The 20,815-nt window shown below is 63.1% G+C and carries 22 protein-coding genes; 13 read left to right on the top strand and 9 right to left on the bottom strand.

All coding sequences use genetic code 11. The features are described 5' to 3' along the window. Positions 1–14 precede the first annotated feature (14 nt). Complete coding sequence (locus tag IF10I1_RS19495) at positions 15–1,094, top strand: serine hydrolase (protein WP_186391466.1); 1,080 nt, start codon at positions 15–17, stop codon at positions 1,092–1,094. A gap of 6 nt (positions 1,095–1,100) precedes the next feature. Here the strand turns inward: IF10I1_RS19495 and IF10I1_RS19490 are convergent, their stop codons facing one another. Both IF10I1_RS19490 and dut read right to left on the bottom strand, forming a co-directional pair. After that, positions 1,101–2,087, bottom strand: a complete 987-nt coding sequence (locus IF10I1_RS19490) for a LysR family transcriptional regulator (protein WP_186391465.1) — start codon at positions 2,085–2,087, stop codon at positions 1,101–1,103. 426 nt (positions 2,088–2,513) lie between these two features. After that, positions 2,514–2,975, bottom strand: a complete 462-nt coding sequence (gene dut, locus IF10I1_RS19485; RefSeq protein WP_186391464.1) for a dUTP diphosphatase — start codon at positions 2,973–2,975, stop codon at positions 2,514–2,516. 230 nt (positions 2,976–3,205) lie between these two features. Here dut and IF10I1_RS19480 point away from each other — a divergent pair, with 230 nt between their 5' ends. Continuing rightward, positions 3,206–3,994 (top strand): dioxygenase, encoded by a 789-nt coding sequence (locus IF10I1_RS19480; RefSeq protein WP_186391463.1) that lies wholly within the window; start codon positions 3,206–3,208, stop codon positions 3,992–3,994. Between the two features lie 404 nt (positions 3,995–4,398). Here the strand turns inward: IF10I1_RS19480 and pyrF are convergent, their stop codons facing one another. Further along, positions 4,399–5,127: an orotidine-5'-phosphate decarboxylase gene (pyrF, locus tag IF10I1_RS19475; protein ID WP_186391462.1), complete on the bottom strand. Its 729-nt coding sequence runs from the start codon at positions 5,125–5,127 to the stop codon at positions 4,399–4,401. A gap of 213 nt (positions 5,128–5,340) precedes the next feature. On the opposite strand from pyrF, the gene hisB reads away from it, so the two are divergent. The 4 genes from hisB (at position 5,341) to hisA (ending at position 7,919) form a co-directional block, all read left to right on the top strand. Beyond that, on the top strand, positions 5,341–5,934 hold the full coding sequence (gene hisB, locus IF10I1_RS19470) for an imidazoleglycerol-phosphate dehydratase HisB (RefSeq protein ID WP_094462666.1): 594 nt from the start codon (positions 5,341–5,343) through the stop codon (positions 5,932–5,934). 12 nt (positions 5,935–5,946) lie between these two features. After that, a complete protein-coding gene (locus tag IF10I1_RS19465) occupies positions 5,947–6,468 on the top strand; it encodes a DUF2628 domain-containing protein (RefSeq protein WP_186391461.1) in 522 nt (173 codons plus the stop codon). Beyond that, on the top strand, positions 6,465–7,118 hold the full coding sequence (gene hisH / locus IF10I1_RS19460) for an imidazole glycerol phosphate synthase subunit HisH (protein WP_186391460.1): 654 nt from the start codon (positions 6,465–6,467) through the stop codon (positions 7,116–7,118). The genes IF10I1_RS19465 and hisH overlap by 4 nt, the downstream gene beginning before the upstream one ends. A gap of 63 nt (positions 7,119–7,181) precedes the next feature. After that, a complete protein-coding gene (gene hisA / locus IF10I1_RS19455) occupies positions 7,182–7,919 on the top strand; it encodes a 1-(5-phosphoribosyl)-5-[(5-phosphoribosylamino)methylideneamino]imidazole-4-carboxamide isomerase (RefSeq protein ID WP_186391459.1) in 738 nt (245 codons plus the stop codon). A gap of 141 nt (positions 7,920–8,060) precedes the next feature. Here hisA and IF10I1_RS19450 read toward each other — a convergent pair whose 3' ends face one another. After that, a complete protein-coding gene (locus tag IF10I1_RS19450; RefSeq protein ID WP_186391458.1) occupies positions 8,061–8,798 on the bottom strand; it encodes a DUF3800 domain-containing protein in 738 nt (245 codons plus the stop codon). Positions 8,799–8,843: 45 nt separating this feature from the next. Between IF10I1_RS19450 and hisF the strand changes: the two genes are divergently transcribed. The 3 genes from hisF to coaA all read left to right on the top strand — a co-directional run bounded on the left by hisF (position 8,844) and on the right by coaA (position 11,090). Continuing rightward, positions 8,844–9,623 (top strand): imidazole glycerol phosphate synthase subunit HisF, encoded by a 780-nt coding sequence (gene hisF, locus IF10I1_RS19445; protein WP_094462662.1) that lies wholly within the window; start codon positions 8,844–8,846, stop codon positions 9,621–9,623. A gap of 53 nt (positions 9,624–9,676) precedes the next feature. Continuing rightward, entirely contained in the window at positions 9,677–10,000 is a 324-nt protein-coding gene (locus tag IF10I1_RS19440) for a phosphoribosyl-ATP diphosphatase (protein ID WP_050473559.1), read from the top strand. Positions 10,001–10,124: 124 nt separating this feature from the next. Next, positions 10,125–11,090: a type I pantothenate kinase gene (gene coaA / locus IF10I1_RS19435; protein WP_050473560.1), complete on the top strand. Its 966-nt coding sequence runs from the start codon at positions 10,125–10,127 to the stop codon at positions 11,088–11,090. 25 nt (positions 11,091–11,115) lie between these two features. Here coaA and IF10I1_RS19430 read toward each other — a convergent pair whose 3' ends face one another. From IF10I1_RS19430 to IF10I1_RS19420, 3 genes are all read right to left on the bottom strand, one after another. Further along, entirely contained in the window at positions 11,116–12,903 is a 1,788-nt protein-coding gene (locus tag IF10I1_RS19430) for a hypothetical protein (RefSeq protein ID WP_186391457.1), read from the bottom strand. Positions 12,904–13,147: 244 nt separating this feature from the next. After that, positions 13,148–13,705 carry an ActR/PrrA/RegA family redox response regulator transcription factor gene (locus IF10I1_RS19425; protein ID WP_050473562.1) on the bottom strand — a complete coding sequence of 186 codons (558 nt, stop codon included), beginning with the start codon at positions 13,703–13,705 and terminating at the stop codon, positions 13,148–13,150. A 60-nt stretch (positions 13,706–13,765) separates the two neighbouring features. After that, on the bottom strand, positions 13,766–15,124 hold the full coding sequence (locus tag IF10I1_RS19420) for an ActS/PrrB/RegB family redox-sensitive histidine kinase (protein WP_058898195.1): 1,359 nt from the start codon (positions 15,122–15,124) through the stop codon (positions 13,766–13,768). Between the two features lie 215 nt (positions 15,125–15,339). Between IF10I1_RS19420 and secB the strand changes: the two genes are divergently transcribed. After that, a complete protein-coding gene (gene secB, locus IF10I1_RS19415) occupies positions 15,340–15,834 on the top strand; it encodes a protein-export chaperone SecB (protein WP_050473564.1) in 495 nt (164 codons plus the stop codon). A gap of 70 nt (positions 15,835–15,904) precedes the next feature. Here secB and IF10I1_RS19410 read toward each other — a convergent pair whose 3' ends face one another. Beyond that, entirely contained in the window at positions 15,905–16,711 is an 807-nt protein-coding gene (locus IF10I1_RS19410) for a molybdopterin-synthase adenylyltransferase MoeB (protein WP_186391456.1), read from the bottom strand. Between the two features lie 30 nt (positions 16,712–16,741). Next, the gene (hrcA, locus tag IF10I1_RS19405; protein ID WP_186391455.1) at positions 16,742–17,791 is read right to left on the bottom strand and encodes a heat-inducible transcriptional repressor HrcA; all 1,050 of its coding nucleotides are present in this window, start codon (positions 17,789–17,791) and stop codon (positions 16,742–16,744) included. A gap of 196 nt (positions 17,792–17,987) precedes the next feature. Here hrcA and rph point away from each other — a divergent pair, with 196 nt between their 5' ends. The 3 genes from rph to hemW are packed head-to-tail and all read left to right on the top strand — an operon-like array spanning position 17,988 to position 20,505. Continuing rightward, positions 17,988–18,701 (top strand): ribonuclease PH, encoded by a 714-nt coding sequence (gene rph / locus IF10I1_RS19400; protein WP_122522363.1) that lies wholly within the window; start codon positions 17,988–17,990, stop codon positions 18,699–18,701. A gap of 8 nt (positions 18,702–18,709) precedes the next feature. Then, a complete protein-coding gene (gene rdgB / locus IF10I1_RS19395) occupies positions 18,710–19,351 on the top strand; it encodes an RdgB/HAM1 family non-canonical purine NTP pyrophosphatase (protein WP_186391454.1) in 642 nt (213 codons plus the stop codon). Beyond that, positions 19,348–20,505 carry a radical SAM family heme chaperone HemW gene (hemW, locus tag IF10I1_RS19390; RefSeq protein WP_050473569.1) on the top strand — a complete coding sequence of 386 codons (1,158 nt, stop codon included), beginning with the start codon at positions 19,348–19,350 and terminating at the stop codon, positions 20,503–20,505. The genes rdgB and hemW overlap by 4 nt, the downstream gene beginning before the upstream one ends. The last annotated feature ends 310 nt before the right edge of the window (positions 20,506–20,815 follow it).

Here is a 20,815-nt window from a genome sequence, read left to right as displayed (position 1 = left end):
TAAAAGGAAGAACTATGTCTGAAACGATTTCGTTCGCACCTATAAAAGCCGACGTGAGAACTTATCCGGCTGAGAAATGGGAGATCTCCACATCTTCTGATCCGGAAAGTCTTTCAGAGGGTGAGCGGAATGCGATTGATGCCGCTTTGAATAACCTGAATACAACTTCCTTTGCCGCCGTAAGATTCGGTAATATTATATATAAATACGGCGACATATCCGAAGTAAGCTATCTCGCATCAACAAGGAAGAGTATTCTTTCAATGCTCTTTGGTAAGGCTGTAAGTTCTGGATTGATTGATCTAGATCTTACGATGGAAGCGCTTGATATCGATGAGGAGGAACCACTCCTGCCAATTGAGCGGTCCGCGCGGCTGCGAGATCTTCTGATCAGCTGTTCAGGCGTATACCACAAGCCTGGGAGCCCTGGTAGCAACACGAAGAACATCCCTGCACGTGGCACCAAAAAACCAGGGTCCCACTTTCATTATAACAACTGGGACTTCAACGTTCTCGGTCATGCATTCGAAAAGCTGACTGGACGCAGTGTATTCAACGCATTTGCAGAAGATTTTGCCGGGCCGCTGCAGCTTGAGGATTTTGATCCAAACCGCCAGCGCATGCTCGGCTACGACGGGCAATCCCGGTATCTGGCCTATCATTTTTTCCTGTCTTGTAGAGACATGGCTCGACTTGGGCTTGTTATGGTCAGGAATGGCAAATGGCATGATCAGGAAATTATTCCGTCTGAATGGGTTCGCGAGAGCACCAAGATCCGAGTATCTGCCAGCCAGATGAATGAAAGCCGAAAGTCAAGGATTGCAGGTTATAGCTACCTGTGGTGGGTCCCTGTCACTTCGGCCGAGACCCCGGAATGGGAAGATGCTTTCGTAGCGGCAGGTCACTTCGGTCAGTTTATTTTATGCCTCCCGAAGCTCGACATGGTGCTCGTCAACCGGCGCGCAATCTCTGATGAGCAGGCAATCGCCCGTAACAATGGCAGCTTCACTGAAGAGCTCCCGGCTGTAACCATGGAGCAGTTCCTGTCCGTGGCCGATCTCTTTGTTGCAGCGCACAGGCGTTGCAACAGCTAAGCCGTCTCATGTGGTAGCATTGCGTTCCATTGCGCTGGCGGATCCGATCCTCGGATCCGAAAAGCACGAGGAGATCTGCGACCGGAGCCATTGGCTTGCCGGATCACGTTCGTTTTCGGCAAGCCAGATCATGCTCGTCGACTGCTTCTCGTCTCCGAATGGGGAATCAAAAAGGAGCAAGTTGTGCGATTTCTCAAACAGACGGGCCACACTTTCAGGCATGATTGCAACCAAGTCGCTGCGTGACACAACGGCGACAGCCGCCGAAAAGTGCGGTACAACTGCCACTATGCGCCGTTGACGGCCAATGGCATCCAGACGTTCGTCAACCCAGCCACGCCGGTCTGGAGATGACGTTACCTTGACATGACCAAGATCAAGGAGTGCGTCCAGCGAAAGAGGCGAAGCTGCCGCCGGATTGCCAGCGGACATGATACAGACCCGGCTTTCTGTAAAGAGCGGTGCGCAACGATACTGTGACGGCAAATTGTCTGCCGTCATAACTGCGACATCAATTGTTCCCTCATCAAGGTAATTTTGAACCAAGGTCAGATAACTTCTTCTATTCGAAAGAACAGTCCTGGGCATATGTATTACCTCAACGACACTTTTTCTCGACTGAGCTTGCAGCCGCTCCAAGAGCAACGGCATAAGAACGACAGAGAAATAATCATTCATACCGATCCTGAAGGTTTTCGCGGAATGCTCAGGGTCAAATTTCCGTCTGGAAAACATAACCGCTTCGGTATCTTCAATAATCCTGCGAACGCTCGGAAAAATGTCAGCACAGAACCTTGTCATCACGAAACCCGCAGGCGTCCTGACAAACAGGTCATCACCTGTGATCGCTCGCAATCTCTTTAGGGCATGGCTAACAGCGGGCTGCGATAGCCCTATAAACGCGCCTGCTTCTGTCATGTTACCTTTCAGTGCCAGCGCATACAGCACCTTCAAAAGATTGAAGTCGACAGAGCCAAGCGCGAAATGATGCATCGAATTGCCCTATTTCCTTAAATGCTACCTCTAGCCAACCAGTCTATAGCAATGTTGCGCGCCTCAAGAAGCCCGGTTTGTATCAAGACGGTGTCTGGAACCGCACCGGGTTTGGCGAAGGCTCCAACTTTTGAACAGGATGTAGCATCATGAGTAAGGCGGTGACCAAGTTTTCCGCTGAGGTGCTTGATCGCTCTTTTCGGCTGCTTCCCGACACCAACTATCAGCAGCCTCTGGCCCGCAGGCAGTATGGCCAGCCGCTGCAACGACCGGGAGCATGCTACAGCGACTGAACGGCTGCGTGAATTCTACTGCAGAGTCCTGTTGAGATTGGGGGGTATGATAACTCTGGGCTAAAAGAAGAGACCTCGAAAATACTTGTCTTCTCCCAAACCGACGCCCTTCCCCCGCCCTGCAAAAACCCAATCACCCCACCCCAGTCGACCCAAACCCGCCAGCGCCGCGCTGGGTGGCGTCGAGGGTGGTGACTTCGGTCAGGGTGGCTTGCATGGCCGGGGCGATGATCATCTGGGCGATGCGCAACCCGCGGGTGATGGTGAAGGGCTCGTCGCCGTGGTTGATCAGGATGACCTTCACCTCGCCGCGATAATCCGCATCCACCGTGCCGGGGGAGTTGAGAACCGTGATGCCGTTCTTGGCGGCAAGGCCGGAGCGGGGGCGGACCTGGCCTTCGAAGCCGCGCGGGATGGCCATGGCAAGGCCGGTCGGCACCATCGCCCTCTTGCCCGGCTGCAGCACCAGATCTTCGCTCACCGCTGCCATCAGATCAAACCCGGCCGCATCGGCGCTCTGATAGGCGGGCAGCGGCAGGTCTGCGCCATGCTCAAGGCGCAGCAGTTCAACGGTGACGGAAGCAGGAACGGGCATGGCAATTCTCCTTGAAGGAAATACGGCCCTCTTGCTGTCAGCATTGGCGGCCCAGCGCAAGCCTTGCGGCTTGCGGTCAACAGGTCATGCGGCGGGGCGCCGGACAGGGGGCACGACTTCTGTTTCTCCTGTGTGAACGATCCGTCGCATTTACGCCTCTTTATTCACGGCGGAAACATTCCTATTCTCAGACCCAAGATCGACACCCCTGTGTCCTTTGGAGGGATCACATGTCTGCCACAGGATTTGAACCGCTGTTTCTGGCCCATGGCTCGCCCATGCTGGCGATTGCGGACAGCGCCGCGCACCGGTTTCTGAAGGCGCTGGGGCCCAGCCTGCCGCGCCCGCGTGCCATCGTCGTGCTGTCGCCCCACTGGGAGACGGAGGGCCTCCGGGTTTCCGCCCCCGGCCCGCTGCGCACCATCCATGATTTCGGCGGCTTTCCGCGTGCCCTGTTCGAGATCCAGTATCCGGCCAGCGCCCCGGAAGATGTGACCGGCGAGGTGATGGACAAGCTGAGTGCCGCAGGCATCGAGGCGCAGATCGACCCCAGCTGGGGGCTGGATCACGGCGCCTGGGTGCCGCTCTCTCTCGCCTATCCGCAGGCGGATATTCCCGTCGTCGCCCTCTCCCTGCCATTGAGCTACGGCCCGCAGGAGCTGCTGGAGCTGGGCGAGGCGCTGAGCGGGCTGCAGGACAGCGGCGTGCTGATCATCGCCACAGGCAGCACCACCCATAACCTGCGCCAGCTGATGCCGCAGAACAGCCCCACGCCGGACTGGGCCAAGGCCTTTGACGCCTGGCTGGATGAAGGGCTTCTCACCGGCGAGGCGGAACGGATCACGGATCTCGACGCCGCCCCCGGCTTCCGGATGGCGCATCCGAGGGAGGAGCACCTTCTGCCCGTGTTCTTCGCGCTCGGCGCGGGCGGCAAGGGCGCCAAGGGCGAGCTGCTTCACCGCACCTACGAATACGGCACCCTGTCCATGTCCTACTACCGGTTCGGAAAAGCAGCTTAGGGGCGGGTGTTTGCGCTGAAACGGCGGTATGCGTTTGCCGACTTGTGCCGGGAGACGCCACAAACGTTGCCTTGTGCGGGGAAGACAAGAAGTTTCAGAGGGTTACCGCTCTGAATGAGGCCTCTCGATTCCCCTCTCTTGATGGGCAGCGTTTACGACAGACTGCCAGTGAGGCTCCAACTCCTCTCCCCCCTTGAGGGGGAGATGCCCCCGGCAGGGGGCAGAGGGGGGTAACGGACTGTCCGCTTATGAGAGAGAGCCTGCCGTATTGAAGCGCTGCCACCCCCCTCTGTCTGCTGACGCAGACACCTCCCCCTCAAGGGGGGAGAGGGGCACTGCGGCCATTTGGGTTGCCTTCCCTCCGTGCTTGCAGCCCGGTTCAAGGGATCGGGGTCAGACCCGCCTCACAGCGCTGCTTCGATCTCCGCGGCGATGGCCTCTGCCGCGCGGCGGGGGGCGGCGGCGCGGCTGATGGGGCGGCCGATGACGAGATAGTCGGACCCGGCGCGGATGGCATCGCCCGGCGTCATCACGCGCTTCTGATCGCCCTTGTCACTGCCGGCGGGCCGCACGCCGGGCGTCACCACCACAAGCTCGCCGCCCACAGCCTTGCGCACAAGGCCCGCCTCCAGCGGCGAGCAGACGATGCCGCCCATGCCGGCGGCCCGTGCATCCCCGGCGCGCGCCTCGACAAGGCCCGCCACCGGGCCGCGATAACCGGCCGCCAGCAGATCCTCCTCGTCCATGGAGGTCAGAACCGTGACGCCGAGCAGGCAGAGATCCCTGGCATCCGTTTCCTGCAGGGCGGCAACGGCGGCGCGCATGGTCTTGGGGTAGGCATGCAGCGTGACGAAGCGCACGCCCATGCGGGCAATGTTGCGCACGGCGCTGGCGATGGTGTTGTCGATGTCGAGCAGCTTCACGTCGAGGAACACCTCGATGCCCTCGCCCGCCAGCTCTTCGGCGAGCCTCAGCCCGCCTGCAAACTGCAGCTCCATGCCGATCTTGTAGACCCCGACGGCGCCCTTCGTCGCCGCAATCAGCACCCGCGCCTCCTCAACCGTGGGCACATCCAGCGGCAGCATCAGGCGGTGAGTGGCGGACTTGGGGGCAAAGCGGCTGGAGACGGCCATCCGGATTTCCTTTCATCGGGGCGTGAGGCGTTGCCGCTTCCTAGCAGGCCAGCTGCGGCAACGCCAGAACCGCAGCGTTTCCCCGGCCTCCATGATCTGGCAAAGAAGTCTCTGGCCAGATTGCCCATTTGTGTTTCAATGCGTGGCACCGCCTGCTAAAACGGCGCGGTTTCGCCAGGCAGGTAGTCAGGCTGGCCGATGGAAGGATGACAGATGCGCACAGCGGCAATCTCGCGCAACACCAAGGAAACCCGCATTGACGTCGAGATCAATCTCGATGGCACCGGCGCCTATGACGTGGCGACGGGGGTCGGCTTCTTCGACCATATGCTGGAACAGCTTGCGCGCCATTCGCTGATCGACATCAAGGTGCGCGCCGAGGGCGACACCCATATCGACTTCCACCACACGGTGGAGGACACCGGCATCGCGCTGGGGCAGGCGCTGTCTCAGGCGCTGGGGTCCATGTCCGGCATCACCCGCTATGCAGACACGCATCTGGCCATGGACGAGGCACTGACGCGCTGCGCACTGGATGTGTCCGGCCGGCCGTTCCTCGTCTGGCAGGTGGAGTTCTCCCGCGACAAGGTGGGCGAGTTCGACACCGAACTGTTCGAGGAATTCTTCCGCGCCTTCGCCATGAATGCGGGCATCACCCTGCATGTTGCCAACATCTATGGCAGCAACTGCCACCATATCGCGGAAACCTGTTTCAAGGCCGTGGCACGCTCGCTGCGCAAGGCCATCGAGATCGATCCGCGCCAGGCGGGCCGCGTGCCCACCACCAAGGGCCAGCTGGGCGGCTGAGGAGGCAGGACAATGAGCTCATATATGGTCATGCTGCCGCCGGAGGCGGAGGGGCGTGAACTGACGCCCGCCATGGCGCAAAGGGCGGTTTTCGTGCGCGACGGCTTCTCCACCCCGGCGCTGGTCTTCACCGGCATCTGGATGCTGGTGCACCGGCTGTGGCTGCCGTTTCTGGCCTATCTCACCGTTTCGCTGGTGCTGGAGCTGATTGCGCAGAATTTCAGCCAGTCGATCCCCGGCGTGCTGGCCTTCCTGACCGGCATTCTCATCGGCCTTGAAAGCGGCAACCTGCGGCGCTGGTCGCTGGAGCGCAAGGGCTGGATCTTCGCCGGTGTTGTCACGGGGCAGGACAGAGAAGAGGCCGAGCTGCGCTTCTTCAACGCCTACCGCCCGGCCCCGCGCCCGGTGGACACACCGGCTGCCCCGCAGCCGCAGGGCTTCGTGCCGCGCTTTGGCCGTGAGCAGGTGATCGGCCTGACGCTGTCCGGCTCCGGATTTGCCGGCTCGGGGTTCACAGGAGAAAGTGCAAGATGACTGTCGCCATCATTGACTATGGCTCGGGCAACCTGCGCTCGGCTGCCAAGGCCTTCGAACGCGCCGCCCGCGACCATGCGAAGGTGCCGGATGTGATCGTCACCTCCGATCCGGACCAGGTGCTGAAGGCTGACCGCATCGTCCTGCCGGGCGTCGGCGCCTTTGCCGATTGCCGCCGCGGGCTTGAGGCCGTCGAGGGGATGCGCGAGGCGCTGGAGGAAAGCGTGCGCCGCAAGGCCAAGCCCTTCATGGGCATCTGCGTCGGCATGCAGCTGATGGCCTCGCGCGGGCTGGAATTCGAAACGGTGGAAGGCCTCGGCTGGATCGACGGCGATGTCACGGCGATGAAGCCGGCAGATTCCTCGCTGAAGATCCCGCACATGGGCTGGAACACGATCAGCGTGCATCCTGACACGCACCCCGTGCTCAAGGGACTGGATACCGGGCCGGACGGGCTGCATGCCTATTTCGTTCATTCGTTCCATTTCGCCTGCACCCGCCCGGAAGACCGGCTGGCCACCTTCGACTATGCCGGCACCTTCACCGCGATGGTGGCGCGCGACACGATGGTGGGCACCCAGTTTCACCCGGAAAAGAGCCAGCGGCTTGGCCTTGGCCTCATTGCCAACTTCCTTGACTGGAAGCCCTGAGACCCGGTTTTCCCGTCTGAAGCACGATTACAGCGCGGCAGGCGCCGCAAGAGAGACATTGCCATGATCCTTTTTCCCGCCATCGACCTCAAGGACGGCCAGTGCGTGCGCCTGAAGCTGGGCGACATGGACCAGGCCACCGTGTTCAACGACAATCCGGCGGCGCAAGCCAAGGCCTTTGAAGATCAGGGCTTCGAATATCTGCATGTGGTTGACCTCAACGGCGCCTTTGCCGGGGAAAGCGTCAACGGCGCGGCGGTGGAAGCCATTCTCGGCGCAACGAAAAACCCGGTGCAGCTGGGCGGCGGCATCCGCACGCTCGCCCATATCGAAAGCTGGCTGGCCAAGGGCATCACCCGCGTCATTCTCGGCACCGTCGCCGTGCGCGATCCGGAGCTGGTGCGCGAGGCCTGCCGCAAGTTCCCCGGCAAGGTCGCTGTCGGCATCGACGCCAAGGGTGGCCATGTGGCGGTGGAAGGCTGGGCGGAAACCTCCGAACTCACCGCCGTGGACCTTGCCAGACGCTTCGAGGATGCCGGCGTTTCGGCCATCATCTACACGGATATCGACCGGGACGGCGTGCTGAAGGGGCTCAACATCCCCTCGACCCTGGAACTGGCCGCTGCCGTGTCCATTCCCGTCATCGCCTCGGGGGGTCTTGCCTCCATCGAGGACATCAAGCGCCTGCTGCAGCCGGACTCCGCCATCCTGGAAGGCGCCATCTCCGGCCGCGCCCTCTACGACGGCCGCCTCGACCCGGCCGAAGCCATGGCCCTGATCCGGGCGGCAAGGGAAAGCTGAATCAGATGAAGGGGTTGGGACTTCTTGCTTAAGTCTATGAAAAGGCTTGACAAAATCTGAAAATCCCTTATCTTTGAACCAAATGGATTGGGGGTTCCCGGTCGGCGTCAGGCTCTGGAGTAATCCGGGGCCTTTCGCTTTTCAGGCGAAGATTCCGCGCCCCTTCGCACCCAGAGAGGTGCCGCCGATCATCTTTCTGGACAGAATCTCGAAAGCCCGGTTCGGCTGATCCTTGCGGAACACGCTGAGGGCCATGGGCCTTGCGGTCAGATCGGCAATCTGCAGGCCAATCGAATTGGATTTCTTGTCGAGAAAAATCGCCTCGAAACCAGGCATTGGCGTCCGGATCTGGTTGTCTCCGGCAATGATGCGCCGGAAGGCCAGTTCAAGCTCCTGATCCTCCCGAGTCCCGCGTTTCTCGAAGATGAAGAACGTCCGCTTGCCGGTTTCCTGCTTTGCCTTCAGAAACTGATGGACTTTGACGAGACAGATCCCAAGGGCGATGGCGTAGGGATTGTCCGGAAAGAAATCCAGCTTCAGCTCACTTTTCAGAATGACGCATCCGGCGATCCGGAAGGACGAAGCCTCGATGCAATCCGACACATCTTGCAGGAAGCTTTCGCGCAGCCTCTGATCGTTGAAAAGCCTGAAGTCGCCCTTCTGCTTTCTGATCTCGTGCTCATGCAGAATGACGGCATCATGGCCGAAGTAGTGGAACTTGATCCGCTGGAAGCGGGGAACGATCTGGCTGCAATAGCTTGATTTTTTGAAGCCGCAGAGCGACAAGGCAAAAACTGGAAAGTTCACGTCGATGGACGTCAGCGAATGATCGCCGCTTTCGTCCGCATAGAAGATGTAAGAACTGTCCGTCTCTGCCATTCAGATTCCATATCTGCGTGGCCATGAAATTGCAAAGGCCCGCGCATGACCCTCAAGGCCCGCATCATTCCCTGTCTCGACGTCAAGGACGGCCGTGTCGTCAAGGGCGTCAACTTCGTTGATCTGGTGGATGCCGGAGACCCGGTGGAGGCGGCAAAGGCCTATGATGCCGCTGGTGCCGATGAACTGTGCTTCCTCGACATCACCGCCAGCCACGAGGGCCGGGACACGATCTTCGACGTGGTGCGGCGCACGGCGGAGGCCTGCTTCATGCCTGTCACCGTCGGCGGCGGCGTGCGCACGGTGGAGGATATCCGCAAGCTGCTGATCGCGGGGGCCGACAAGGTGTCGATCAACACGGCGGCCGTCAACAATCCGGATTTCGTGCGCGAGGCTGCCGAGAAATTCGGGGCCCAGTGCATCGTCGTCTCCATCGACGCCAAGCAGGTGAATGCGGAAGGTGAAGCACCGCGCTTCGAGATCTTCACCCACGGCGGGCGCAACGCCACCGGCATCGATGCCGTGGAATTTGCGCAGAAGGTGGTGGAGCTGGGCGCGGGCGAGCTGCTGGTCACCTCCATGGACCGGGACGGCACCAAGTCCGGCTACAATATTGCCCTGACGCGGGCGATTGCCGATGCGGTGCCGGTGCCGGTGATTGCCTCGGGCGGCGTCGGCACGCTTGATCATCTCGTCGAAGGCGTGCGCGATGGCCATGCGACGGCCGTTCTGGCCGCCTCGATCTTCCACTTCGGCACCTACAGCATCGGTGAGGCAAAAACCCACATGGCTGCCGCTGGGATACCTATGCGAATGGATACCTGATTTCGGCCGAAATCCGGTGTAAGTTTCACCTGTTACGGGAAAAGACTGCTCTGATGACCGCATTCACTCTGGCCGATCTGGAAGCCATCGTAGCGGCCCGTGCGGCAAGCGATGACGACATGTCCTACACCCGCAAGCTGGTGGGCAAGGGCATCGGCAAATGCGCCCAGAAACTGGGCGAGGAAGCCGTGGAGGCCGCGATTGCCGCCGTGCAGGGCGACAGGGATGGCCTCAAGGGTGAGGCGGCGGATCTGCTGTATCACCTCATGGTGGTGCTGAAAGTCTGCGGTGTGAGCCTTGACGAGGTCATGGCGGAACTGGCCGCACGCACCGGGCAGACCGGCCTTGAGGAAAAGGCCTCGCGGCCTGCAAGCTGAAGCCCGTGCGGCGCCTGAGCCTTTCAAGGCGTGATGCGCCGGCATCGCGGATGCCTTGAGACACAGCATCCGGACCGGAAAGGCCCGCATGCAATCCCTTGGAACAACCGGGACAGAGCCGCCCATGGACCAGACTGTCATCCGCCCCGAAACCATGGACCTGTCGCCGTACAGGGTCTTCACGGAAAACGAATGGTCGCGGCTGCGCGCCGACACGCCCATGACGCTGACCTCTGCCGAGGTGAGCGAGCTGCGGGCCCTGAACGACCCCATTTCCATGGCGCAGGTGGAGAGCATCTATCTGCCGCTGTCGCGGCTTCTGGCCTATTACGCCGAAGCCACGCTGATCCTGCATCAGGCGACCAAGCGCTTCCTCGGCGTGGCGGAGAGCAAGACGCCCTTCATCATCGGCGTTGCAGGCTCCGTGGCGGTGGGCAAGTCCACCACCTCGCGCATCCTGCGCGCCCTGCTCGCCCGCTGGCCGGCAAGCCCTAAGGTGGATCTGGTCACCACCGATGGCTTCCTCTTCCCCAATGCGGTGCTGGAAGCCGAAGGCCTGATGCAGCGCAAGGGCTTTCCCGAGAGCTTTGACCGCACGGCCCTGCTGACCTTCCTGTCCGACATCAAGGCGGGCAAGCGCAACGTGCGGGCGCCGCTCTATTCCCACTTCTATTACGATGTGATGCCCGGCCACTCGGTCACCATCGACCAGCCGGATATCCTCATCGTCGAGGGCCTGAATGTGCTGCAGACGCGGGAGCTGCCCAAGGATGGCCGTGCCGTGCCCTTCGTCTCGGATTTCTTCGACTTCTCGGTCTATATCGACGCGCCGGAGGATATTCTGGAGACCTGGTACGTGGAGCGCTTCATGCACCTGCGTGAGACCGCCTTCCGCGATCCCGGCTCCTATTTCCACCGCTACTCGCGGATCACGGATGAGGAAGCCCTGACCACGGCCAAGACCATCTGGACCAACATCAACCTGCTGAATTTGCAGGAAAACATCCTGCCGACGCGCCCGCGCGCCGATCTGATCCTGACCAAGGATGCCAATCACCGGATTTCAAAAGTCGCCCTGCGGCGCATCTGAAATCCGGGAGAAGGCCTGGCTGAGCTCACCCCCGCCCGCAGAAGACGTCGTAAAGACCCGGGCGGGACCAGGTGACGTTGTCCCGCTGGCCCTGCAGGACATAGCCGTTTGATTCATAGCGGAAGCCTGTCCCGCCATTGACGCGCGGCAGCGTGACGGAGACCTGCCCGAACTCGGTCACCATGGCAACGCCGCGGGCGGTGTCATAGACGACCTGCAGGTCGATACCGGCGGTGCAGACATAGTTCGTGGTGCTGACATTGCCGATGGGCGCGGGCGGCAGCAGCATGCCCGGAGCCTGCGGCTGCATGGGCTGCACCGGCGGCGCGGGCGTGAAGGCCCCCTGCGGCAGGCCTTGCTGACCGGGTATGGGGCCTGCATTCGACTGTCCGATCACCACGGTCTGCTGCGGCTCGCGGCTGATGTAAATGCCGAGGCACTGGCCCACATCGGTCGTGACGAGCCAGGCATTGGAGATGATGGATTCCTGATCCAGCACCTGCCCCGGCTCAAGGCGCGCATAGAACTGCTGGATGCCGGAATAATCGATCCAGAACACATCAATGGGTCCGCCCCGGGCGTTGCGGAACAGCATGCGGCCGCGGAAGCCGCCGTCGAGCGAGCGGATCCCGCCAAGTTCAGCGCAAGCCAGATCTCCCATGCCGCCCGCCATGGCCGGGTTGGAGTTGGGGTCCACGATCTGGTCCGGCAAGGCGCAAGCGGCGGCAAACAGGCGCACCGAGCGGGCACTGCCCTTCAGGGACACCGGCGTGACGGCCCCCTCGACAATCACCTCCAGCACGGATTTGCGCGCCATCACGTCCCAGACAGGATCGGTGGCGGCCACGGTGAACTCCGGCAGGGGGCGCCCTTGCGGGTTGTTCGCATCAGAGCCGGTGGCATCATAGCCCGTGTAGAACTCTTCCGACTTCAGCGCCACGGAGACGGGGCTGCCCTGATAGACCGGAGCGGCGGTCTGGGGCACGCTGACGGTAATGAAGCCGGACTGCGGCGTGCAGCGGGCAATGAAATCGGCATCCGCGCCTTGCGCCGAGCCATGCACGAGCTGAGCCTGGGTCGAGCCAAGCTCGGTGCCGGTGACCGTCCATTCCCGCTCCACCGGCGCGGCCGGCTGGACGGGGCTATCCAGCGGCGGCAGCGGTGCCGGCTGGCTCTGCTGAACGGGAGCCTGAACTTGCGGCCGGGACTCACTCTGGGTTTGCGGCTGGGCCTGCGTTTGCGGCGGCGTCTGGACCTGCGGCTGAGGCTGGGTTTGTGTCTGCGGCTGTGTCTGAGGCGCCTGCGCCGCCGGAGCCGTTGCGGCCGGGGTCTGCGTGCTCTGGCTCTGAGCGGGCTGCGAGGAGGAGGACGAGCCCGAGGGGCTGGCCGGCGCTGGAGTGACACCGGCACCGCCGACGACGCGCGGACGGCCGCCAACCTCCCGCTTCACATCCACCGTCACCGCGCCACCGGAAGCACAGATATCGGCGCTCTCGCGCAGGACGCGGCTGTTCTCCAGCGTGATTTCAAGCTCGACCTGACAGCCGACCGTGGACGGATCGACGGCGCCCGTCACAGTCTCGACCACGGCGCCTTCAATGCCGCGGGAGATGATCGGGCGGTAACGTTTGTTGACCAGAATGGAGCGGATGCCCGGCTCGGCCGGAACGACCTGCACCCGGATCTGCTCCGGCAGGCTCTGGGCGAAGACGGGCTGCGCAGGGAACGTGGCCGCCAGAAGCGTCAGAAGTCCGGCCGTCGCACCCCGGGCACCGCCGCTGAACATCCACCCCATGTCGTCCCTCATCTTCATGCGTTTGCACCCGTCCGGGACAAGCCCGGCGCGAGCCGCTTTTAGCCTTGCCGGGCCACTCACGGCAATATCGCAAACACTTGGGGCGGGATTTTGCTCATTTGAGGCCCGCACCCAAAGCGCCGGAAGTGCCCCAGCGCTATCAATTGCATCTGGTGCGAGGCTGGCGGCCCGGCTTACAGCAAGGCTCCGGGATGCTGACGCATCATGCCTTGAAATTGCTCATGCGCCGCACGGTCTCACATCAGCGCGGGGCGCGCTTGGCCAGAATCCGCTGCAGCGTGCGCCGGTGCATGTTGAGCCGGCGCGCCGTTTCCGAGACGTTGCGCTCGCACATTTCATAGACGCGCTGGATATGCTCCCAGCGGACGCGGTCGGCGGACATGGGGTTTTCCGGCGGAACGGCCTTCTCGTCGCCTTCACGGGTCAGCGCGGCAAAAACCTCATCCGCATCGGCGGGCTTGGAGAGATAATCGATGGCGCCGAGCTTCACCGCCGTCACCGCCGTGGCGATGTTGCCGTAGCCGGTGAGGATGACGGCGCGGGCGTCGGGACGGCTTTCGCGGATCGCCTCGATCACGTCAAGGCCGCTGCCATCTTCAAGGCGCATGTCGACCACGGCAAAGGCCGGAGCACGGGCCCCCACCTTGGCGATAGCCTCACGCACGCTTTCCGCTGTTTCCACCTCGAACCCGCGCTTTTCCATGGCGCGGGCAAGGCGCTGGTTGAAGGCCTTGTCGTCATCAACAAGCAGCAGACTCTTGTCTTCCGCCTCGATCTTGCGAAGCTCTGTGTCACTCATGGGTGCCGTCCTGCATTTACAGACGTGATCAGCTCCGCTGCCAGCATGGTGTCTGGCCGCTCACGGAGCCCCTCGCTCGTGAATAGTGTCCTTTATATGGCCAGAAACCGCGGCCGGGTCCATATCCGTGGCGCCTTCAATGCTGCTGCGGGGCCAGGAAATACGCACGACAGCCCCTGTTTCGGGGGCCGGGCGGTTCTCCAGCATGAGCCGCGCGCCGGTCCGCTCCAGCAGGGTTTTCGCAATGAAAAAGCCAAGTCCGAGGCCTCCACCGGTCTGGGAACGGGAGGCGCGGGAGGAGATGTAGGGCTCGCCGATCCGCGACAAAACGTCCGGGGTAAAGCCGGGACCGTCATCGCGGATCTCGATCCGGACGGTCCGGTGATCCCAGGAGGTTTTCACCTGAACGGCGGAAGCGGCAAAATCCACCGCGTTTTCAAGGAGATTGCCGAGGCCATAGCGGATGGCCGGATTGCGCACGCCCACCGGCTCCGGCTCCTTGCCGGCAAAGCCCACCTTGATGTCGATGCCGAAGCCGCGGTGCGGCTCCACCACTTCCTCGATCAGCTGCGACATGGGCATGCGCTGGAACAGCTGGTCCTTGTCGCTCGACAGGGTGGTCAGCTGGCGCAGGATATCGCGGCAGCGCTCGGCCTGGGCGCGGATCAGCACCACATCCTCGCGGCGCGGATCCCCCTCATCAAATTCCCGCGAGAGCTCCTTGGCCGTCAGGAAAATCGTTGCCAGCGGCGTGCCCAGCTCGTGGGCGGCGGCGGCGGCAAGACCATCGAGGGCATTGAGATGCTGCTCGCGCGCCAGAACCAGCTCGCTGGCGGCCAGCGCATCAGCCAGCTGGCGCGCTTCCACGGCCACGCGGAAGGCATAGACGGCCATGAAGGCGAGGGAGGAGACAAGTGCCACCCAGACGCCCACCGAATAGACATCCGGCAGCGAGAAGACATGCGGCTCCGGCCAGGGCAGCGGCAGGTGGAGGAAAGCCAGCAGCGTGGCGCAGACCGTCACCAGCAGGCCCAGCATCAGCGTCAAGCGGCCCGACAGGCCGGTGGCCGACACCATCACCGGCGCCAGCAGCAGGAAGGCGAAGGGATTGCCAAGGCCGCCGGTCAGGAACAGCAGGCCGCTCATCTGCAGGATGTCATAGGCCAGCTGCCCGGCCGCCGCCCAGTCCGGCAGGCGTTTGGCGGAAGGCGAGCGGATCTTCAGGAACACATTGAGCCAGGCCGAACAGGCGACCAGCGCAAAGGCGGGAGCGGAAGGCACCGGATAGCCCAGCCCCAGTTGCACCACGAGCAGGGCCACTGTCTGGCCCGCAACCGCCAGCCAGCGCAGGCGCACCAGCGTATCCAGGCTGAGCCTGCGGTGGGAAAGGATGAAACCGGATTCAACTGGGTTGCTCATGGCTTCTAACTGAGCCGAAATCCGTGCCGTGGCAAGTCCTCTCCTCTTGTGTGCCCTCACCTCTTGTATGCCCTGGCCTCTTGTGTGAACAGGTGTTCGCGTGCTAGCCAGCCAGTCCAGATGGTGTTCTGCGACCGACGAGCGGGCACCGGCTTGCCGCTTGATGGCCCGGAGCATTCTGCCGGGCCTGAAACTGAAAGACGGATACGAGACAGATGACGGACATCAACGAAGGTGGCGCCGCGGCGCAGGGCAGCGATGCACAGGGCGGCGAAGCACCGGGCCTCAGCATCCTGGCCCAGTACATCAAGGACCTGTCCTTCGAGAACCCGAACGCGCCGCGCTCGCTGCAGCAGGGCGAACAGCCGAAGCTCGACATCTCGGTGAACGTCAGCGCCCAGCCGGTCGCCGATGGTCATTTCGATGTGGTCCTGTCGCTGAGCGCCAAGGCCGAGCGTCCGAACATGGTCATGTTCAACGTGGAGCTGGTCTATGGCGGCCTGTTCCGCATCAACGGCGTGCCGAACGAGCACCTGCACCCCTTCGTCATGATCGAGTGCCCGCGCATGCTCTTCCCGTTTGCACGCCAGATCCTGGCCGATGCGACCCGCAACGGGGGCTTCCCGCCGCTGATGCTGGACCCGATCGACTTCGCCCAGCTCTACCGCCAGAACATGGCGAACCAGGAAGCGGCTCCGGTTCCGAACTGATCCGGACAGCCATTTCCGGCAAGGCTTCAGGCCGCAGACCCTCCGGGCTGCGGCCTTTGCTTTTCAAGAATCAGTGCGCCTCTTCCAGCAGCTCCGCCCAGGTCTTCGGATTGTCACCGTTGAGCGGATTGGCGGGCGAGCGGCGGTAGTTGATGGTCTCGAAGCGCATGGCGAGCGTGTCGATCATCAGCAGCCGCCCGGTCAGGCCTGTGCCGATGCCGGTGATCTCCTTGATGGCCTCCAGCGCCTGCAGCGTCCCCGCAAGGCCCGTCAGCGCCCCCAGAACGCCGGCCTCGGCGCAGGTGGGCAGATGGCCCTCCGCCGGCCGCTTCGGGAAGAGGCAGCGGTAGGTCGGGTTGGGCGTGCCATCCTCACCGGTCTCATGGGGCTTCAGCAGCGTGATGGTGGTGTCGAAGCGCCCCACGGCAGCCGTCACCAGCGGCTTGCGGGCAAAGAAACAGGCATCGGACACCAGATAGCGGGTGGCGAAATTGTCTGATCCGTCGATGACGAGATCATAGCGCTGGACCAGCTGCATGGCATTGTGGCCCGCGAGCCGCACCGGATGCGGCTCCACGGTCACATTGGGGTTGAGCCGGGCAATCGCTTCGGCCGCGCTTGACACCTTCGGCTCGCCCAGATGCTCCGTGTCATGGATCACCTGCCGCTGCAGGTTGGAGAGCGACACCGTGTCGTCATCGGCGATGCCCAGCGTGCCCACACCCGCCGCCGCAAGATATTGCAGCACCGGCGCGCCGAGCCCGCCTGCACCGATGACGAGAACGCGCGCGGCCTTCAGCTTCTGCTGGCCCGGCCCGCCCACCTCCTTCAGCACGATGTGACGGGCATAGCGCTCCAGCTCTGCGGGAGAAAACATGACGGATCCTGTCTGTGTCTGAAAAGCCCGTCAGCCGAGCATGCGGCTGACGAGGCGGGCCGTGTAATCCACCATCGGGATCACACGGGCATAGTTGAGGCGGGTGGGGCCGATGACACCCAGAACGCCGACGATGCGCTGCTCCCGGTCCCGGTAGGGTGAGACCACCAGCGACGAGCCGGACAGCGAAAACAGCTTGTTTTCCGAGCCGATGAAGATGCGCACCCCGTCGCCCTTTTCGGCAAGGCCGAGCAGCTGGATGAGGTCGCGCTTGTTTTCAAGATCATCGAACAGCAGGCGCACCCGCTCCAGATCCTCCGCCACATCCACGTCGGTGAGCAGGTTGGACTGGCCGCGCACGATCAGCGTGTCGCTTTCGCCGCCCTCCCCGGCCCAGACCGCAAGGCCGGCCTCGACGATCTTCTGGGTCAGGCTGTCCAGTTCGGCCTGGTTGGCCTCGCGCAGGCGCTCCAGTTCGCGGCGCACATCCGACAGGGTGCGGCCCTGGATCTGGGCATTGAGATAGTTGCCCGCCTCGATCAGCGCCGACTGCGGCAGGCCGGCGGGCAGGTCGATGATGCGGTTCTCCACCGAGCCATCTTCCCCCACCAGAACGGCGAGGGCCTTCAGCGGCTCGATGCGGATGAACTCAATCTGGCGCAGGCGCACATCCTGCTTGTGGGTCAGCACCACGCCCGCCCCGCTGGAAAGCCCCGACAGAAGCTGGCTCGCCTCCGTCAGCACATGTTCCATCGTGCCCTTGGTGTGGCTGGAGGCGCGCACCTGCACGTCGATGCGCTCGCGCTCCTCCTGCGAAAGATCCCCCACCTCCAGCAGCGCGTCGATGAAGAAGCGCAGGCCCGTTTCGGTGGGCAGACGCCCGGCACTGGTGTGCGGGGAATAGAGCAGGCCCAGATGTTCCAGATCGGCCATCACGTTGCGCACGGAGGCCGGTGACAGCGACATGCCGAGGCCGCGCGCCACATTGCGCGAGCCGACCGGCTCGCCGGTGTCCAGATAGGTCTCGACGATGGAGCGGAAAATCTCGCGGGACCGCTTGTCCAGATCGGTCAGGCTCACGTATCCAACCTCATCCTCTGCCGGGTTTCGTGCTCTGCCAGCTTCTGGCAATTCACGGCTCTTCTGCAAGATATAGGACCAAAATGGCCGCAGAGTGCAAGCAGGCCTTTACGGCTCTCGGGTCTCAGGGCTACAAGCGCGGAAAGATCTGTGGGCCAGTGCGCCGCACCGGCCATTTTCAAGTCAGGAGCCAGATATGCGTCCGTCCAAACGCGCCGCCGGTGAGCTGCGGTCCGTCACTCTGGAGCGTGGTGTGTCCAAGCACGCCGAAGGCTCCTGCCTGGTGAAGTTCGGTGACACGCACGTCCTGTGCACCGCCAGCCTGGAAGAGCGCGTCCCCTCCTGGCTGCGCGGCCAGAACAAGGGCTGGGTGACGGCCGAATACGGCATGCTGCCGCGCGCCACCGGCACGCGCATGCGCCGCGAGGCCTCCTCCGGCAAGCAGTCCGGCCGCACGCAGGAAATCCAGCGCCTCATCGGCCGCTCGCTGCGCGCCGTGGTCGATCTGGAAGCCCTCGGCGAGAACCAGATCTCCATCGACTGCGACGTGATCCAGGCCGACGGCGGCACCCGCACCGCCGCCATCACCGGCGCATGGGTGGCCCTGCATGACTGCATCGAATGGATGCGCGCCCGCGAGATCGTCAAGAAGCCGGTGCTGAAGGACCATGTGGCCGCCATTTCCTGCGGCATCTACAAGGGCAACCCGGTGCTGGACCTCGATTATGAGGAAGATTCGGCTGCCGAGACCGACGCCAACTTCGTGCTGACCGGCACTGGCGGCATTGTCGAGATCCAGGGCACGGCGGAAGGCGCACCCTTCTCCGAGGAAGAGTTCAAGGCCCTGCTGGATCTCGCCCGCAGCGGCATCGGCCGCCTGATCGACCTGCAGAAAATGTCCATCCTGTGAGGCACCCCATGGCACACCGCAAGCTGGAGCCCGGCCGTCTGGTCGTGGCCACCCACAACGCCGGAAAGCTGCGCGAAATCCGCGAGCTGCTGGGCCCCTATGGCTTCGATGTGGTTTCGGCCGGCGAGCTGGACCTGCCGGAACCGGAAGAAACCGGCACCACCTTCGAGGCCAATGCGGAGCTGAAGGCCCGTGCAGCGGCAGAAGCCTCCGGCCTGCCGTCACTGGCCGATGACAGCGGCTTCTGCGTGGCCGCCCTCAATGGCGATCCCGGCATCTATTCCGCCCGCTGGGCCGGGCCGGAGAAGGATTTCTCCATGGCCATGCGCAATGTGGAAGAAAAGCTGCAGCAGGCCGGTGCCGTGACGGCGGAAGCCCGGCGCGGGTCCTTCGTCGCCGTGCTGTGCCTTGCCTGGCCCGATGGCCATGTGGAGTTCTTCCGGGGCGACGTGGAAGGCCAGATCGTGTGGCCGCCGCGCGGGCTGCAGGGCTTCGGCTATGACCCGATGTTCCAGCCCGATGGCCACGAGCGCACCTTCGGCGAGATGACCTCGGCGGAAAAACATGGCTGGTCGGCCACCACACCCGCCCTGTCGCATCGCGCCCGCGCCTTTGTGACCTTTTCGAAGGCCTGCCTGGAGCAAGAATGACCACCACCCCGGACGGCGGCTTCGGCATCTATGTGCACTGGCCCTTTTGCGCGGCCAAGTGCCCCTATTGCGACTTCAATTCCCACGTCCGGCACCAGCCGGTCGATCAGGACCGCTTTGTCGCGGCCTTTGAGCGGGAGCTGGCGCATTTTGCTGCCTGGACACCGAACCGGTCGGTGCAGTCGATCTTCTTCGGCGGCGGCACACCATCGCTGATGCTGCCGCGCACGGTGGAGCGCATTCTGGAGGCGATTGCCCGGCACTGGGCGATTGATACGGACGTGGAAATCTCGCTGGAGGCAAACCCCTCCAGCGTCGAGGCGGAACGTTTCCGGGGCTACCGGGCGGCCGGCGTCAACCGGGTGTCGCTGGGCGTACAGGCGCTCAATGATCAGGACCTGCGCCAGCTGGGCCGTCTGCATGACGTGGCCGGAGCGCTGCAGGCCATCGAGATTGCCCGCGAAACCTTCCCGCGCCTGTCCTTCGACCTCATCTATGCCCGGCCCGGCCAGACGGTGACCGGCTGGGAGGCGGAACTGCGTCAAGCTGTGAAGCTCGCCGCCGATCACCTGTCGCTCTATCAGCTGACCATTGAGGAAGGCACGCCCTTCTTCAACCTCTATCAGGCGGGCAAGCTGATCGTACCGGACCCGGATCTGGGCGCCGAATTCTACGAGCTGACGCAGGATCTGACCGCCGATCTCGGCCTTCCGGCCTATGAGGTCTCCAACCACGCCCGCCCGGGCGCGGAATGCCGCCACAACCTCGTCTACTGGCGCTACGGCGATTATGTGGGCGTCGGGCCGGGTGCCCATGGCCGCCTGTCGCTGGGCGCCACCAAGCGCGCCACCGCCATCGAGCGCCACCCGGAAACATGGCTTGCCCATGTGGAGGAGCGTGGCCACGGCATGGTGGAAGACCTGCCGCTGAGTGACGAAGAGCAGGGCGATGAATATCTGCTGATGGGCCTGCGGCTGATCGAGGGCGTCGACATGCGCCGCTACGAGCGGCTGTCCGGCCGCTCCATCGACCCGCGCCGCCTCAACGACCTGCTGGAGCACGGCATGGTCGAGAAGCTGGACGAAACCCGTGTCCGCGCCACCCGCGACGGCTTTTTCGTGCTCGACGCAGTTGTGGCGGATCTGGCGGCGTAAGGCCCCGCGCCTGCCGTCAGGACAGCCCCGCCGGGGGCTTCAACTCGCGGGCAATAAGTCCTTAAGCAAAATAGGATTTCCCTCTATTTTCATGCTGCACTGCGACAACAGCGGTGCAGCAAATAGTCTTTCGTATGATACAAGGTCCTCAACTGGCTTCACGGGCTGTCAATCTGTTGGTGTCAGGCTGTTCACAATCGGGCTATTGATGCAGAGGGCAATATCAGCCTATTCTGCTGCAATGCCAGAAGCCGGGCTTGATATACGCGGGTGAGACAGCGCGTGTTCGCCGGGCCAGCGACGAAGGATC

Origin of the sequence: Pannonibacter sp. I15F10I1, assembly GCF_900185665.1 — a bacterium.
In the GTDB taxonomy this organism is placed as follows: Bacteria; Pseudomonadota; Alphaproteobacteria; order Rhizobiales; family Stappiaceae; genus Pannonibacter; species Pannonibacter indicus.
The sequence above is the reverse complement of the archived record's forward strand: the minus strand, read 5'-3'. Positions and strand labels throughout refer to the sequence as shown.